Annotated in this window: 14 protein-coding genes, 1 other RNA gene and 1 riboswitch; of the genes, 1 reads left to right on the forward strand and 14 read right to left on the reverse strand. The window is 47.5% G+C overall.

All coding sequences use genetic code 11. The features are described 5' to 3' along the window. Positions 1-4 precede the first annotated feature (4 nt). The 10 genes from murG to mraZ all read right to left on the reverse strand — a co-directional run bounded on the left by murG (position 5) and on the right by mraZ (position 11338). Positions 5-1126: an undecaprenyldiphospho-muramoylpentapeptide beta-N-acetylglucosaminyltransferase gene (gene murG / locus QMD53_01300; GenBank protein MDI6799315.1), complete on the reverse strand. Its 1122-nt coding sequence runs from the start codon at positions 1124-1126 to the stop codon at positions 5-7. Positions 1127-1128: 2 nt separating this feature from the next. Then, positions 1129-2262 (reverse strand): putative lipid II flippase FtsW, encoded by a 1134-nt coding sequence (gene ftsW, locus QMD53_01305; protein MDI6799316.1) that lies wholly within the window; start codon positions 2260-2262, stop codon positions 1129-1131. Further along, complete coding sequence (gene murD, locus QMD53_01310) at positions 2243-3628, reverse strand: UDP-N-acetylmuramoyl-L-alanine--D-glutamate ligase (protein ID MDI6799317.1); 1386 nt, start codon at positions 3626-3628, stop codon at positions 2243-2245. Before murD ends, ftsW begins: the two co-directional genes overlap by 20 nt. 26 nt (positions 3629-3654) lie before the next feature. Further along, positions 3655-4647 (reverse strand): phospho-N-acetylmuramoyl-pentapeptide-transferase, encoded by a 993-nt coding sequence (mraY, locus tag QMD53_01315; protein ID MDI6799318.1) that lies wholly within the window; start codon positions 4645-4647, stop codon positions 3655-3657. Positions 4648-4723: 76 nt separating this feature from the next. Beyond that, positions 4724-6124, reverse strand: a complete 1401-nt coding sequence (gene murF, locus QMD53_01320) for a UDP-N-acetylmuramoyl-tripeptide--D-alanyl-D-alanine ligase (protein ID MDI6799319.1) — start codon at positions 6122-6124, stop codon at positions 4724-4726. After that, entirely contained in the window at positions 6125-7594 is a 1470-nt protein-coding gene (locus QMD53_01325; GenBank protein MDI6799320.1) for a UDP-N-acetylmuramoyl-L-alanyl-D-glutamate--2,6-diaminopimelate ligase, read from the reverse strand. Positions 7595-7642: 48 nt separating this feature from the next. Continuing rightward, positions 7643-9334 (reverse strand): penicillin-binding protein 2, encoded by a 1692-nt coding sequence (locus tag QMD53_01330; protein ID MDI6799321.1) that lies wholly within the window; start codon positions 9332-9334, stop codon positions 7643-7645. Between the two features lie 57 nt (positions 9335-9391). Beyond that, entirely contained in the window at positions 9392-9799 is a 408-nt protein-coding gene (locus QMD53_01335; GenBank protein ID MDI6799322.1) for a hypothetical protein, read from the reverse strand. Positions 9800-9822: 23 nt separating this feature from the next. Continuing rightward, complete coding sequence (gene rsmH / locus QMD53_01340; protein MDI6799323.1) at positions 9823-10761, reverse strand: 16S rRNA (cytosine(1402)-N(4))-methyltransferase RsmH; 939 nt, start codon at positions 10759-10761, stop codon at positions 9823-9825. A 154-nt stretch (positions 10762-10915) separates the two neighbouring features. Next, positions 10916-11338 (reverse strand): division/cell wall cluster transcriptional repressor MraZ, encoded by a 423-nt coding sequence (gene mraZ / locus QMD53_01345; protein MDI6799324.1) that lies wholly within the window; start codon positions 11336-11338, stop codon positions 10916-10918. 260 nt (positions 11339-11598) lie between these two features. Next, positions 11599-11686, forward strand: a riboswitch (cyclic di-GMP riboswitch). A gap of 109 nt (positions 11687-11795) precedes the next feature. Here mraZ and QMD53_01350 point away from each other — a divergent pair. After that, positions 11796-12413, forward strand: coding sequence for a hypothetical protein (locus QMD53_01350; GenBank protein ID MDI6799325.1), 618 nt, complete (start codon positions 11796-11798; stop codon positions 12411-12413). A gap of 15 nt (positions 12414-12428) precedes the next feature. Here the strand turns inward: QMD53_01350 and QMD53_01355 are convergent, their stop codons facing one another. The 4 genes from QMD53_01355 to QMD53_01370 form a co-directional block, all read right to left on the reverse strand. Beyond that, entirely contained in the window at positions 12429-12698 is a 270-nt protein-coding gene (locus tag QMD53_01355) for a hypothetical protein (GenBank protein MDI6799326.1), read from the reverse strand. After that, positions 12695-13198, reverse strand: coding sequence for a hypothetical protein (locus QMD53_01360; GenBank protein MDI6799327.1), 504 nt, complete (start codon positions 13196-13198; stop codon positions 12695-12697). Before QMD53_01360 ends, QMD53_01355 begins: the two co-directional genes overlap by 4 nt. Positions 13199-13334: 136 nt before the next feature. Then, an RNA gene (rnpB, locus tag QMD53_01365) (RNase P RNA component class A) lies at positions 13335-13702 on the reverse strand. A gap of 481 nt (positions 13703-14183) precedes the next feature. Next, positions 14184-14363, reverse strand: a 180-nt coding sequence (locus QMD53_01370; protein MDI6799328.1) for a transposase, incomplete at its 5' end; no start/stop codon positions are given.

A 14363-nucleotide genomic window follows, 5' to 3' on the forward strand; every position in this document is an offset into this window, starting at 1 on the left:
AGACCTATCTCACCTTTGAGTTGGAGCCGCCAAACTCGAGCATTAGATCGGCTATCTTTTTGTCGGCATCCGAAATCGCCAAAAAAGCGGCTCTTTGCCCCATCTCCGAAAGAGCCCGCTTGTTAAAGATGAGCTCATTTACTGCCTTAAAAAGTGAGCTGCCCGTAAGATCGGAGTCCATTATAACCCTAGCTGCACCGCCGGATTCGAGAAACCTTGCATTTGCCAATTGATGATCCATGACAGCAAAGGGATAGGGGACAAGTATCGAAGGCAGACCGACCGCCATAAGTTCGGCAATCGTAGTAGCGCCCGCCCTGCAGACCACCAAGTCGGCTATGGCATAAAGCTTTTCAATTTCATCCGAGTATGGAAATAGCCTATATTGTAACCCATCGACCTCTTTTAGGGCTAATTCATATGCTTGCGAGATCTCTTCAAAGGAAGCCTTCCCGGTCAAATGGACCAGCTGAAAACCATCAAGGCTAGAAAATTCTTTTAGGGCCAAAAGCACCGCCTCGTTTATCCTCTTTGCCCCTTGACTGCCCCCAAATATTAGAAGCGTCTTCTTTTTGGGGCTTAGACCATACTGCTCATAGATTGCGCCCTTATTAAGGTCACTTGAGAGCGATATGGCTTCCCTGACCGGATTACCCGTGACCAGAGCCCTCCCTAGGCTTGCTCCTTCCGTCTTTGGGAAGGAGATTAGAATGATTTTTGCAAATCTTAAGAGGAGACGGTTTGCCCGGCCCAAGACCGAATTCTGTTCGTGTAAAATTACCGGGCGCCCAAGGATCACGGCGGCAAATATGGCTGGAAAGCTTACATACCCGCCGGTCCCCAAGACCACGTCTGGCTTTATTTTGATGATCAATCTCATTGAGTCGATAACTGAAATGAACAGGTTATAAGCTGACTTTAGGTTCTTAAGCGAAGGGCGCCTGTTGAAGCTCGTGACCTTGAGCGGAAAAAAAACGAGTTCCGCTCGGCTGGTGAGTTCTGCCTCCGGTCCTTTGCGACCGCCGATAAAATAAATTTGCGCCTCTGGGTCCATCTCTTTAAGTTTTTTTGCGGCGGCAAGGCCGGGATAGACGTGACCGGCCGTGCCGCCGCCGGTTATTAGCACCCTCAAGCCCTGCTTGCCGTCCTTCTTGTATTCCTAAGATTCAAAGAGCCGGCGATATTTAAAATTATTCCCACAAAGCTTAAGTTCATTATTATCGATGTCCCTCCGTAACTTAAAAATGGAAGGGGCACTCCGGTTATCGGCATGACTCCGGTCACTCCGCCCATATTTACCAGGGCCTGGACTGCTATCAAAGAGGCTAGGCCCGCCCCCAAAAGACGAGAATAATTATCCCTCGATTTCAAGGCTATTATCAAGCCCGAAATAGTAAGTACCAGAAAAAGCGAGACAACAAAGACGGTTCCGATCAAACCGAGTTCCTCACCAATAATTGCGAAAATGAAATCGGTATGAGCTTCGGGCAGGTAGGAGAACTTTTGTCTGCTCATGCCGAGTCCTACCCCCATGATAGAGCCGGTACCAAAGGCAAGTAACGATTGAATCAGGTGGAATCCTTTGTCGAGCGGGTCCTTCCAGGGATCCAAAAATCCCATTAGCCTCTCCACCCGGTAAGGTTCGACGGCGATTGAGATACCTATTACAAGCAGACCGAGACCACCAAGACCAAGAAGGTTCCTAAAGCTCACTCCCTCCAAAAATATGAGGAGAAACACGGAGAGGGAGATTATCAAAAAGGTCCCTAGATGAGGCTGTACCAATATGAGGCCAATCAGTATGGCCACCGGCAGGAGGATGAGCAGCAGTTCTTGGAATCTCTTCTTTTTCAAGTTATTCCTTGTAAATATATCGGCGCAATATATCACCACGGCAAGTTTGGCGACCTCGGAAGGTTGAAAATTGAATGATTTTATCGAAATCCAGCGGCTGGCTCCTCCTCCAGACATACCGACCCCTGGCACAAGAACCATCACCAAAAGCGCAAGCGAGATGAGATAGATGAAGAGGTTTAGTTTTCGCAAGATCTTATTGTCTATGTAAGAGAAGAAGGTCATGGCCAAAAGGCCAATAAATATCGATATGAGTTGGTGCTTGAAGTAGTAGTAACTGTCACCCTTTTTGCTGAATGCCACAACCGAGCTCGCGTTCAAGACCATCACCGCCCCGATGAAGAGGAGGATCAAAGTGCTGCCGAGAACCAACCAAGTTAGAGTCGTCTTAGCTCCTCTTTTGGCCATTTTCGTACTCTTCCTTGGCTCGAGCGAAGGCTTTTTTAAAGCGCTCCCCTTTCTCTTTGTAGTTTGAAAACATATCGAAACTTGCGCAGGCCGGAGATAGGAGCACCGCATCATTTGGACCGGCTGCGTTTAGCGCAAGGGATACGGCTTCTTCAAGATCGCGGGCAAAGAGCCCCTTAATCCCGACATCATTAAATGAGGCAGCAAGCTCGCTTGCGGACTCACCGATCAAGATCAAGGATTTGACCTTACCTTTGGCCTCGTTTGCCAGAGAGTCGAACTTATTACCCTTATTCCTTCCTCCCGCAATCAGGATTACCGGACCCTCGAAGGCCGTCAGCGCCTTTATGACGGCGTCCGGATTGGTCGCCTTGGAGTCATCATAGAAGCCGACGTCCTGGATGCTGCCGACATATTCGACGCGGTGCTTAAGACCGGCAAAGTCGAGAAGGACATCTCTTGCTCGATTTAAGGGTACGCCGCCCAAGATAGCGGCCGAGACGGCCGCCATCGCGTTGTCCAGATTATGATCACCCTTTATCTTAAGATCGGAAATCGAGCAGACCTCCTGCTCTCCCGCCTCATCCTTAAAGATTATCTTGCCATTTTTCAAAAAGGCGCCCCGATCCAATATCTCCCGCTTGCTGGTTGGAAAGACCCGACTCCTAATGGCCCTGGAGAAACTTGATACATTTGGGTCATCGATGTTTAAAATCGCATGATCCAACTCTGTCTGATTTTCAAAAATCCTTCCCTTGGCCTTGGAGTACTCATCAAAACTATTGTATCTATCGAGGTGGTCGTCAGTAATATTTAGGAGGATTGCGATATCGGCCTTGAAGTCTCTTATGTTTTCAAGTTGATAGCTGCTGAGCTCAACCACGAACTTGGTATCTTCAGCCTCGTTTCCGACCGCTGTGATCAGAGGCGGTCCAATGTTGCCGGCTACTTTGGTTGGAAAAGTGCTCTTATACATCTCGCCGATCAGTGTAGTTGTTGTCGTCTTGCCGTTCGTTCCGGTGATGGCAACGATGAATCCTTTCTCCGTGCCCAGCCTGTAGGCGAGTTCGATCTCGCTCATGATCTCGATCGAGCGAGCGTAGGCCTTTTTCAGGAGCGGTATATCGCTAGGGACACTTGGACTTATGACCACCATATCCACCTCTTCAAGCAGTTCTTCGCCCTGAGATCCAAGGTGGCACTCCATCGATAAGCTCATAAGTTCTTCGGCTCTTTCCTGAACCGCCTTTGAAGTGGAGCTATCGCTTATCAAGACCTTGGCGCCCTTACCGCTTAGAGCCTTGGCTGATGCGACTCCACTATCAGCCATCCCTAGGATCAGGATCTTTTTTCCTTTTATATCCATACTGTCAGTTGCTACCCTCTTTTAATCTAGACGCCCGTCATGAAATAGAATGAGAAACCGGCGCCGGCCAAAATTCCCGTAACTATCCAGAACCTAATCATTATCTTGGTTTCGGACCAGCCGATCATTTCGAAGTGATGATGGATGGGAGCCATCTTGAAGATGCGCTTTTTGAAGAAACGGAAGGTGAAGACCTGAAGGATCACTGAGAGGCCCTCAATTAAATAGATGCCGCCAATCGCAGGCAGTAAGAGCTCTGTTTTGGTAAGGATTGCCATGGCCGCAATGGCCGCGCCCAGGCTGAAGGATCCCGTATCTCCCATGAAGATGTCAGCCGGATAAGCATTATACCAGAGAAATCCGATGCAGGCACCGCTTATGGCGGCGCAGAGTATCGCAAGGTTCAAGTTGTTTTGACGAAAGACAATGGCCGCGTAGGCCAAGATGACTATGGTGGCGGTCCCTGCCGCAAGCCCGTCTAGGCCGTCGGTCAAATTCACCGTGTTGGTGGTCCCAGAGATCACTAGAAATAGGAGGAGAAGAAAGAGCCAGGGGATGGTTATCGCTATCCCAAAAAGTTTGAAACTTGACGAGAGAGGGGCAAGCGAGATGCTGATGCCGGTGAGAGGCAGGTCAATCATCGTAGAGATATTCAAGAAATTTACCACATAGACGCCGAATATGACCGTTATGGCGAAGAGAGAGAGCATCTTTACTTTTGCCGTAATCCCTAAGGTCCTCGTCTTGAGGACCTTCAGATAATCGTCTATGAAACCGATGAGCCCGCAGGACAGGATGAGAAAGATAGCCGCGCCAGTTATGCGGCTGAGAGAGGACATGGTGAAAAAGGAGATTAAGATGCCGAGCAGGATGGCCAGGCCGCCCATTGTCGGAGTTCCGCTCTTTGCGAGATGTTTTTCGGGGCCATCGCTCCTTATTACCTGGCCTATTTTTCTACTCCTGAAGAGTTTGGCATGGATAGGCGTTATCGCCCCAACTATAAGCATGGAAAGGACCATGGTAATAAAGATCTGATAAGTCGGAAATCTTTCAATATTGAAGATATTGGAGATTATTTTAATCAACACTTGTGCCTCACGATATGGCCTCTATAAGTCTCTCCAGCCTCATGATTCTGGAGGCCTTAAATAAAACGACATCTCCCTGCTCGAGTTCGTCTTCGATAATCTTTTTGGCATCGGGTATTTCTTTGCTATAAAAGACGGCCTTCTCATCCATGCCCGCTTCTAAGGCGCCCCTTGCAATCAGAGCGGCCATGTCGCCAACCGCAATCAAAATGTCTATGCCCTTCTCTTTCACGCTTCTCCCAACTTCAAGATGAGACTTCTCGGCTATCTCGCCAAGCTCAGCCATGTCGCCTAGGACGGCTATTTTACAACCCTTTGTTGGAAAATCTGCCAAAGATTCCAAGGCCGATATCATCGAGTCTGGGTTTGCGTTATAGGCATCGTTTATCACGGTTATGCCATTTTCAGACCCTATCAACTCCATCCTCATACTCGAGATGGAGGATGTTTCAAGACCTTCTTTAACCTCATCGAGACTTAGGCCCAACCAGAGCGCCACCCCCGCCGCTGCCAAAGCATTGTAGGCATTCTGTTTGCCTGAAAGAGGCATATCTACCTCAGCGGAGGAACCCTGATAGAAGAGGCGGACTCTAGAATGGTTTGGAGCCGAGATGCTTAAGATCTCGCCAAAGACGTCCGCTCCCTTTGAAAAGCCATAGGTTATCAGCTTTGACTTCGTCATAGCCCTTAAGGTCGGAGTCCACTTATCATCATAATTTAAGATGACTGCCCCATCTCGCTGAACGCACCTTACCAGCTCCGATTTTGCCTCGGCGATGGCCCTTTCAGAACCGAGCAAAGCGTAATGGGCTCGCCCAATATTCGTTATAACCCCTACGGTAGGCTTGGCAATCTTACAGAGTTCGCTTATCTGCCCCATGCCACGCATGCCCATCTCCAAGATCATTATCTCGGTTGACCGCTTGGCCCTTAAAATATTTAGTGGAAGACCGACTTCGTTATTGTAGTTGGCTTTGGAGCTCAAAACATCATATTTGGCTTCTAGGATAGAAGTGAGTAAATCTTTGGTTGTAGTCTTTCCACTACTTCCGGTTATGGCAACTACGTGGCATTTCAGTTCATCTCTAACGAGTCTAGCCAGAAGTTGGAGGCTTTTAAGCGTGTCGGGGACGGCCAGGGCCAAGATATCCTGCTTCGTCTCCTTCAATATGCAATCGATCTCTTCGGTCATGGTGTCAAAGAAAAAACCGCTTGCGCCCTTGGATATCGCATCTTTGATAAATATGTGGCCGTCAAAATTCTCGCCACGCAGGGGTATATAAATGTCGCCTCTTTTCAAGCTTCTAGTGTCGGTCGAGACGGAATCTATGGATAAATTTGGGCTTCCCCTGTAGACCATCATGGAGGGCTCGGCTTTAATGAGGGTTTTGAGTTTGATCTCTATCATCTAAACGACCTCTTTTAAAAATTCAAAAGCGACTTCCCTGTCTATAAACGGGATAGTCTTGCCCTTAAATGTCTGCCCGGTTTCGTGACCTTTGCCCGCTATAAGCACAACATCGCCGCCATAAGCCTCTCTGATGGCCAACCCTATAGCCTTACGCCTGTCGGGTACGACAAGAAAGTTATTTGAACCGGCGCCTTTTGCGCCTTTGAGAATCTCAGAAATTATCGCCTCAGGCTCTTCGCTTCTTGGATTATCAGAGGTGATTATGGCTAGATCAGCCATTTCAGCTGCTATTCTTCCCATCAGGGGACGTTTTTTTCTATCCCTATCTCCTCCACAACCGAAAACAACTATAACCTGGCCAGCCGTTATCTCTCTTGCGTTCTTTATCAACTTCTCAAGACCGTCGGGGGTATGGGCGTAATCGACGTAGACCCCAAAGCTCTGGCCAAGATCGACTCTCTCGAACCGGCCGGGAACACTGTCAAGTGCTTCGATGCCTGCCTTTATATTTTTAGGGTCGAGACCTAAGGCGATTCCAGCACCAAAAGATGCGAGCGCGTTAGATACGTTGAAGAGTCCATTCAGTTTGAGGTTGATATCGATCTCTCCTCCATTAAAGGAGAGTCTAAAACTTGTGCCATCCCCATTTAAAACCATGTCATGGCCGCGTATATCGGCCGGTTCATTCAGGCCGAAGGTCATGACGTTATCGAAGTCTTTGGCCAGTCTCTTGCCAAAATCGTCATCGATGTTGATCACCTTAATGGAGGCGGGGTTCTTCTTAAAAAACTTCCGCTTTGCCATGGAATAGCTCTCCATATCGCCGTGATAGTCTAGGTGGTCTTGAGTCAGATTTGTAAAGACAGTGACATCGAACTCTATGCCATGCGTCCTTTTTAAGTCAACCGCGTGAGAGGAGACCTCTATCGTGGCGTGGCTGAGGCCTTCACCCAACATCTCGCTAAAGAGCTTCTGCAAATCGTAAGATTCTGGCGTCGTCCTTCCAGCAGCAAGTCTCTTTTTGCCCAAGCGATACTCGATGGTTCCAATAAGACCAGACTTAATCTTCTCGGCATCAAGTATGCTTCTGACCAAGTAGGCCGTGGTGGTCTTTCCATTGGTTCCAGTTATGCCGACGATTTTAAGCCTTGATGTCGGGTTATCGAATCTAAGGGAGGAGAGAACTGCCAGAGCAAGCCTTGAATCTGCTACCATTATCTGGGTAATCTCAGGGGAGAGATCTTGCCAGGACTCAGTAATGACGCAGACAGCTCCCCTGTCTATGGCGTCCTTGATGAAGTCATGCCCATCCTTTTCGTGCCCCTTTATGGCAACAAAAACATTTCCCGGGCCAACGGTTCTTGAGTCATAGGAGATGTCTCTGATTATATGATTTAAGTCTCCCTCAACCTTCTCAACATCCAAGAGTTTGAGAGCATACTTTAAGTTGAACAAATCTATCACCATATCAAGATTGATTTTAACACAGCAGGTGAATATCACTCTAGGGAAAGATCAGTTTGGAGGAGCTTTAAGCCTGCGAAGAGTAAATTCAGCCAGGTTTTTAAAGACGGGTGCCGCAACCGTTCCACCGTATATAGAGTCCTTTGGCTCATCCAAGACCACTATTATCGCGACCCTTGGGTCATCTGCAGGAGCATAGCCGACGAAAGAGGCGACGTATTTGCCCTTCTCATAGCCCAGGCCGTTTGCGCTTGGTTTCTGGGCCGTTCCGGTCTTTCCGCAAACCCGGTAGTCAACCAACTTTGCGTTGACTCCAGTTCCACTCAGGACGGTCTCTTCCATAATCTTTCCGATTTTGGCGGCCGTTCTGGCCGATATCGCCTTTTTACCGGAATCGGCTACCCTACCCACGGGATCTCCCGATGCTTCTGTAACCTCTTTAACAAAGTGGGGCCTTGTGAGCGTACCCTCATTTGCGATGGCAGCCACGGCTTGAATAACTTGAAGGCTGGTTGCTGATATCCCCTGCCCAAAAGGTATGTTTCCAATGGCCGATCCATACCACTTATCGGGAGGAGGAACGAAGCCGGTCGCCTCGCCTGGAAAATCGACCCTCGTTTTTTTCGAAAACCCAAAGTCGATTAGATATTTATATAGATTATCTTTGCCCAGTCCTTCTCCGATTTTAACAGCGCCCACATTGCTGGAGTCGGTTATTATCCTGCTGAAGGTGAACTCTTCTGTCCCCCTCTCGTGGGAATCCTTTATGATCTTATCGGCCACCTGGATCGAATAGGGCAAGGTGAATTTATCGTTTACCGAAAATGTCTCCTCTTCTAGAGCGGCCGAAGCAAGAATCAACTTTATGGTCGAACCCGGCTCAAAAGAGTCGACGATCGCCCTGTTTCGAAAAGTTGCGGCATCAAACTTTGAATATTGGTTTAGGTCGAAAGAGGTGCTGTTGGCTAAAGCCAAGATCTCGCCGTTTGTGGGATCTAGGGCGATTACATTTCCGGATTTGGCTCCAAATTTTTTAACCGCCTCATCTATCTCAAACTGAGCCTTATGTTGAATCTCTTTGTCGATTGTCAGGATGAGATTCTTGCCATCCTTTGGTCTGGCCTGGCTATCAGTTGAAGTTGTTATATTCCTTCCGTTTGGGTCCCTCTCTACCGTAAGCTGAATGGACTCTCCGCTTAAGATATCATCATAATAATTCTCGAGCCCAGAGAGACCTTCGTTATCGACACCGGCAAAGCCGATGACGGTTGCAGCTAGATCGTTGGAGGGATAGTATCTCTTGCTCTCCTCCATCACGTAGATGCCGACCTCGCTCAAGGACTCAACTCTCTTGGCCGTCGCCTGGTCGGTTTTTCGGATCAAATAAACAAAACCGTTTTTTTTACTAAGCCTATTTATAAGCTCGTTCTCATCCAGATTTATAATGGAGGTTAGCTTGGAGGCGGTGGTTTTGGGATCTTTTATAAGAAGTGGATTTGCGTATATGGTGAATGCTTCTATGCTGGTTGCCAAAAGGTTTCCGTTACGGTCGAAAATATCCCCGCGTTTTCCGGTTATCGATACGGTCCTGACCCTCTGGCTCTTGGCCAACTCCTCGAACTTCTTGGCCTGTACTACTTGGATATCGAATAATCTAAAAATCGTTGCCGCAAAGCTGAGCAGAAAAACAAGGATGGTAAAGTAGAGTCTTGCGTCGCCTCTCTCCCGTAGCCTGGCAGACATCTAAAAAACCTCTCCTCTTCGCTTAGACCTCGATGACGATTATCTGAAAGTCCCCCGCTACCTGATGTTGGGCTTATCTCCACTCTTCATAGCAAGCTCTTTGGGCGAAGAATCGTCCGACGTGAGCCTGACATATTTGACTTCGCTCGGGGTAATCATGCCCAATTTATTTACGGCTATCTCCTCTATCCTTTCGGACGATTTGAGCTGGGCGATCTCTGCCATAAGCTTCTTTTTATAGAGCTTCTCCTCTTGTAAGGTCCTGATTAGGTTCCCCTCGGTCATATCGTTCTCGATAAAAGATGTCCTCTGGATCACATTGAAAAGTATGCTGATGCATATGATCGCAAAAAGCAGAGATATGACCTTCTTTGAAGAGGTTCCCCTCTTATCCCCCTCGATCAAGCTCAAACTTCTTCTTTGCTCAAACTCTCTATGACTCGTTAATTTTCTAGCTGCTTCCATATTTTCACCTCTTAAGATTAGATCTAAGATATCTTTTCTGCGGCTCTAAGTTTTGCGCTTTTGGAGCGCGGATTCTTCAAGATCTCCTCTTCGCCGGCAACAATCAGCTTCTTCGTTAGAATCTTTAAAACCGGCCTCTTATTACAAACACAAGCCGGCAGACTCTTTGGACAATCACACCCCAAGCTGAGCTCATTGAAGAATTCTTTGACCATCCTATCCTCCAGTGAATGGTATGAGATGACGACCAATCTCCCCCCTCTTGCCAAAGACTTGACCGCACCTTTAAGGGCCACGGCTAAGGATTCGAGCTCCCTATTAACCTCAATCCTTATGGCCTGAAATGTCTGTTTCGCAGGATGTCCGCCCCTTCTCCTTGCGCTAGCCGGAATAGCCGCCTTGATTATTTCTACCAGCTCAAAAGTGCTTCTTATGGGCGAGCGTTCCCTTGCTCTGACAATAAAATCTGCGATGCGGCTCGCCCACCTCTCTTCGCCATATTCCTTGATAACCTTGGCTAGATCCTCTTTCGAATACTCATTAATAACCTCAAAGGCGCTTAAACCCTGATCCTTGTCCATCCGCATATCGATCGGTGCATCAAAACGATAGCTAAAACCCCTCTCGGCCTCATCGAGCTGTGGTGAAGAGAGACCGAGATCCATAAGAATTCCGTCCACCTCATCGAATCCAGCCTTCGGAGCCAATCTCCCGATATCCTTAAAGTCTCCTTTTACCAGGTGGACATCGTCTTTATAATCCTCCAGGATCGCCCTTGCTCTCATCAGGCTAGAGTTATCCTTGTCTATTCCCAAAAGCTTGCCGTCCGGCAAGATCTTTTCAATGATCGCTAGAGCATGCCCTGCCCTTCCTAGCGTCGCATCTATAATCCTATTTCCCGGCTTTGGATCCAAATAAAAGAGTGACTCTTTTAAAAGGACCGGGATATGTTCATTTGCCATTTTAGTCTCACAATTTTTGCCGGCTGAGAGCGCCCCATTCTCTGTCACTCTTGTCGACTTCCGGGCCAAGATTTGTCACTACCCGCCCAAGGTTTAGACTTATCTTTTAACTCTCAGCCGGCAAACTTGAAATCTCTATTCGGTTTTCAAAAGATCAGATCAAAAGATCTTCGGCAATGTCGGAGTAAGACTCCTCTGCCTCTCCCTGATAGGCTAACCAATTATCCTTATCCCAAATTTCCAGCCTATCGGAGACGCCTATTATGACGACCACTTTACTCAATCCTGCATAGTTTCTTAGGTTAGCCGGTATCGATATCCGGCCTTGTTTGGTTATCTCTTCCTCGCTCGCTCCAGCAAAGAAGAACCTTGAAAACTTCCTCGCATCCTTCTTGGCCAGGGGAAGCGACCTTATTTTATCTTCCCATTGCGGCCATTCGGTCTTGGGGATGACAAAAAGCGATTTCTCCATACCGACGGTTATGACTACCCCATCGGAGAGAGCATCTCTAAATTTGGAGGGAAGAATCAGCCTCCCCTTCTCATCTAATGAGTGTTCGAACTCGCCTAAAAACAAATCCAAGCCTCCAACTTTTCTGTTTGATTTCCACTTTAATCCATTTTCTTCCACTTTTCAACATTTTTTCTTATTTTTCGGCAAAAATTTCAAAAAATTTAACATATTTTCCCTTAAATTATTCCTTCGAAATCGGGTTGATGATCAAAAAACGACGTAAATGATAATATTTGTGTTTATGTAAATAGTGCTAAACTTTTTCCTTCATTTGCCGATAACAAGTAATGAAGGCACTTTGACAAGCAAATAAGATCCACTTCTCTCGATAAAGGCAACACTTCGGAAACGAGGATGACGCAAAGCTACGGACCTAAATCCCCAAAGGGATATGGTGGCCGAGTTACCAAAAGAGATTTTCGTCCGACATCTCATCAAGAAGAACCAATATGACCCTTATCGAGGGAGAATTTGGTTCTTTTTTGTTTGTCTCGACAACTTGAGACATGAGGTGATTGAGATGAAAAAGAGAAGGAAGGCAAGATTATTGATGGCTTCTTTTTCGGTTCTGTTCATGTTGGTGACAGGGACATCATATGCAACAGGCACCATTTCCGGGAAGTGGGTGGACAATCAAGATTTAAAGACAGGGGACTCCGGCTTGCTAAAAAGAAGTTTCGCAAGCAAGGAATTAAATTCAAATACGGTCGGTGAAGAAGAGCCCTCTAAGGAAAGCGATCTTCCTGTATCGATAAAAAAAAGTAGCACGCCTTACGGTGCTGACCAAACAAAAAATAGTAATACTGGCCAACAAAAAGCTCCAATAACAACTGCCCCTGGGGTGGCACAAAAGATCTCAGCTCAGGTAGAGGACACCCCCTTGGTTGTGGATGAGGCCGCATTGGCTCAAACTCTACTCAATGCCGAGATAGCCAAAAACCCGATACTTGTCGGAGCAACGATAAAAATCCAAGAATGCCCAAATAATTGGCAAGCTTGCGCTTGGTATAAGAGGGGTGAGATTTGGATAGACCCAGATCACACCGCCCCGCTAGAAAGAATAATCTCTCATGAGGTGGCCCACATAATTGACTGGCGCGAGGATGGCGATATTGATAATAACGATTATCACGAATAGATTGCATAGCGCAGCTTAAGATGGCTTGTCTTCTTGAGGCCGAGAACCCAGTTCGAATATCTCTATGGAACTCGCTGAAAATTCGAACTTAAGATCCTCGGCTTCAACTTCTACTAGATAACCCAATCTCTCTTTGTCCCTAATGACCCCCCTCTCCCCATGGACGCCGATAACGTGATCGGTTTTCTCTCCCTCTTCAAGATGGCTTAAGGTTACGACCATGCTAACCAAATTCAAAAGTTCTTTGCCCAACTCTCCCGAATTTGCCGAAAGAAGCGATTTCATCTCTCGTTTAAGACAAGTGCTATCGTCTTTCTCCCCTCCTGGTAAGATATCGAAACGAGTTCGCTCAAGAATTGCCTAAGCAGATTCAAAAAATCGTAACTTCCTTGGGATTTTCTCTCAGCCTCGATGGGAATAAAATTTGCGTTAAAAGAAGAGTATGAAAAAGAGAGATTTATCGAGGCCGGCTTGACGTAGAAGGCTTTACCGTTTTCGTCCTCGACGAAAAACTCCTTCATCTCTGCCGAAACATTTATATTTATACTTCTATCCGAGTAGGAGATAGTGCCATCAAAATTTAGAGCGAGACTTTCGCTATTAAGCAAGGGCTTGAAATCAAGACTTTCGCTTCTTTTGAAGACCTCCGCCCCGCTCGGTCTTATTTTGGCGGAACTTAAGAATCTTGCGGTATATGATAGGAAAATGGCATCTTTTGGACTAGCGCCTCGTTTTTCAGAGATGACGGCGGGCAGGTTGTTGGTTTCCCACTTTGGGGCGCCCATCTAACAGATTGGATATCTGATCCGAGCCGAAGTATAGCCTATCTATCGAGTTCAATTTCGGTCACCCTCTGCCTTGGCGATTAACCATTTTTCGGCAGTTTCCACGATTTTCGCCAGACAAGAGTGGTTTTAAAGTTAGGGAAGTCGGCCTGTAAGCCGGATTCTGTCCACCCCTAAAAGGGGCTGGGTAATCATTCATCTAGCCCAGACGTCGCCGCCTGGGTCATGCAGCCAACCCGGAAGTTATGACGCGGCGGGCCGCCGCGAATCCTTCCCTATTCGGCCTTGCTCCGGATGGGGTTTTCCAAGCCTCCACTTTGCAATGAAGCTGGTGATGCTCTTACCTCACCGTTTCAGCTTTCCCAGCGCCCTGTGGCGCAGGGGTTTTCTTTTCTGTGGCACTTTCCGTCGGATCGCTCCGCCCTCGCGTTACGAGGCATCCTGCCCTATGGAGTCCGGACTTTCCTCCCCTGTTTTCACTGGGGCGATTACCCGGCCTACTTCCCCATAGAATTTAACAAATTTCAGCTCACAAATCAATAAAGGGCGGGCGCCTTCCTGCGCCCGCCCTAATAGTCCGGCGGATATGACTTTTTTACAGAATATCATCAACCCTTGAGCGAAACATACTGCAATGAAATTTCCGCCGGATTTATCTTCTGATAATTAAATCGGCATTCTTAATCCAAAGCTTTAAATATTTAAATAGGCGGCTTCCAAAAGTCAAGCCCACAAAGTTCTGTAAATGGTGTCCTCCTGAGATAAGAGTCATTCAGATGCCTATTGGGAGAAGGATCTTTTGCTTCCTTCCCTCAGGTTCGTGGAATGAAGGGAGAGAAGCGAGTCAGGATTGAAATCCATGGCGTGCTTGATTTACCCCTCCCGGGAGATCGACTGTTCAGTTGTCAATTTAAGCGGAAACTAAAGAGCAATGGTCTCCAGTTGGAGTTCGGTCTCCTCTCTGAGCTCCTCCAGTTCCTCCATATCAAGGTACTTCCTTTTTGGTCTCCCACTCCTCGCTTTGTTCTACACAAAGGGCGGTGACGAGTCTTAAGGCCGAATCCCTGCTCTGAAAGATCCTCGCCACCCGGGTACGCCTGCGTATCTCCTGATTGAGCCTCTCCAGGCAGTTGGTGGGCCGAATCCTCTTTCTGTGAGAGGCCGG

Source organism: Actinomycetota bacterium, assembly GCA_030017835.1.
Classification (GTDB): Bacteria; Actinomycetota; Aquicultoria; order UBA3085; family Oleimmundimicrobiaceae; genus Yes70-04.

Coding starts and splice junctions, on each gene's coding strand:
- QMD53_01335 (MDI6799322.1), bottom strand. CDS start 9,799: ATGGAAGCAGCTAGAAAATTAACGAGTCATAGAGAGTTTGAGCAAAGA.
- mraY (MDI6799318.1), bottom strand. CDS start 4,647: ATGGTCCTTTCCATGCTTATAGTTGGGGCGATAACGCCTATCCATGCC.
- QMD53_01355 (MDI6799326.1), bottom strand. CDS start 12,698: ATGAAATCGCTTCTTTCGGCAAATTCGGGAGAGTTGGGCAAAGAACTT.
- murD (MDI6799317.1), bottom strand. CDS start 3,628: ATGGATATAAAAGGAAAAAAGATCCTGATCCTAGGGATGGCTGATAGT.
- QMD53_01350 (MDI6799325.1), top strand. CDS start 11,796: ATGAAAAAGAGAAGGAAGGCAAGATTATTGATGGCTTCTTTTTCGGTT.
- QMD53_01330 (MDI6799321.1), bottom strand. CDS start 9,334: ATGTCTGCCAGGCTACGGGAGAGAGGCGACGCAAGACTCTACTTTACC.
- ftsW (MDI6799316.1), bottom strand. CDS start 2,262: ATGGCCAAAAGAGGAGCTAAGACGACTCTAACTTGGTTGGTTCTCGGC.
- QMD53_01325 (MDI6799320.1), bottom strand. CDS start 7,594: ATGGTGATAGATTTGTTCAACTTAAAGTATGCTCTCAAACTCTTGGAT.
- murF (MDI6799319.1), bottom strand. CDS start 6,124: ATGATAGAGATCAAACTCAAAACCCTCATTAAAGCCGAGCCCTCCATG.
- rsmH (MDI6799323.1), bottom strand. CDS start 10,761: ATGGCAAATGAACATATCCCGGTCCTTTTAAAAGAGTCACTCTTTTAT.
- QMD53_01360 (MDI6799327.1), bottom strand. CDS start 13,198: ATGGGCGCCCCAAAGTGGGAAACCAACAACCTGCCCGCCGTCATCTCT.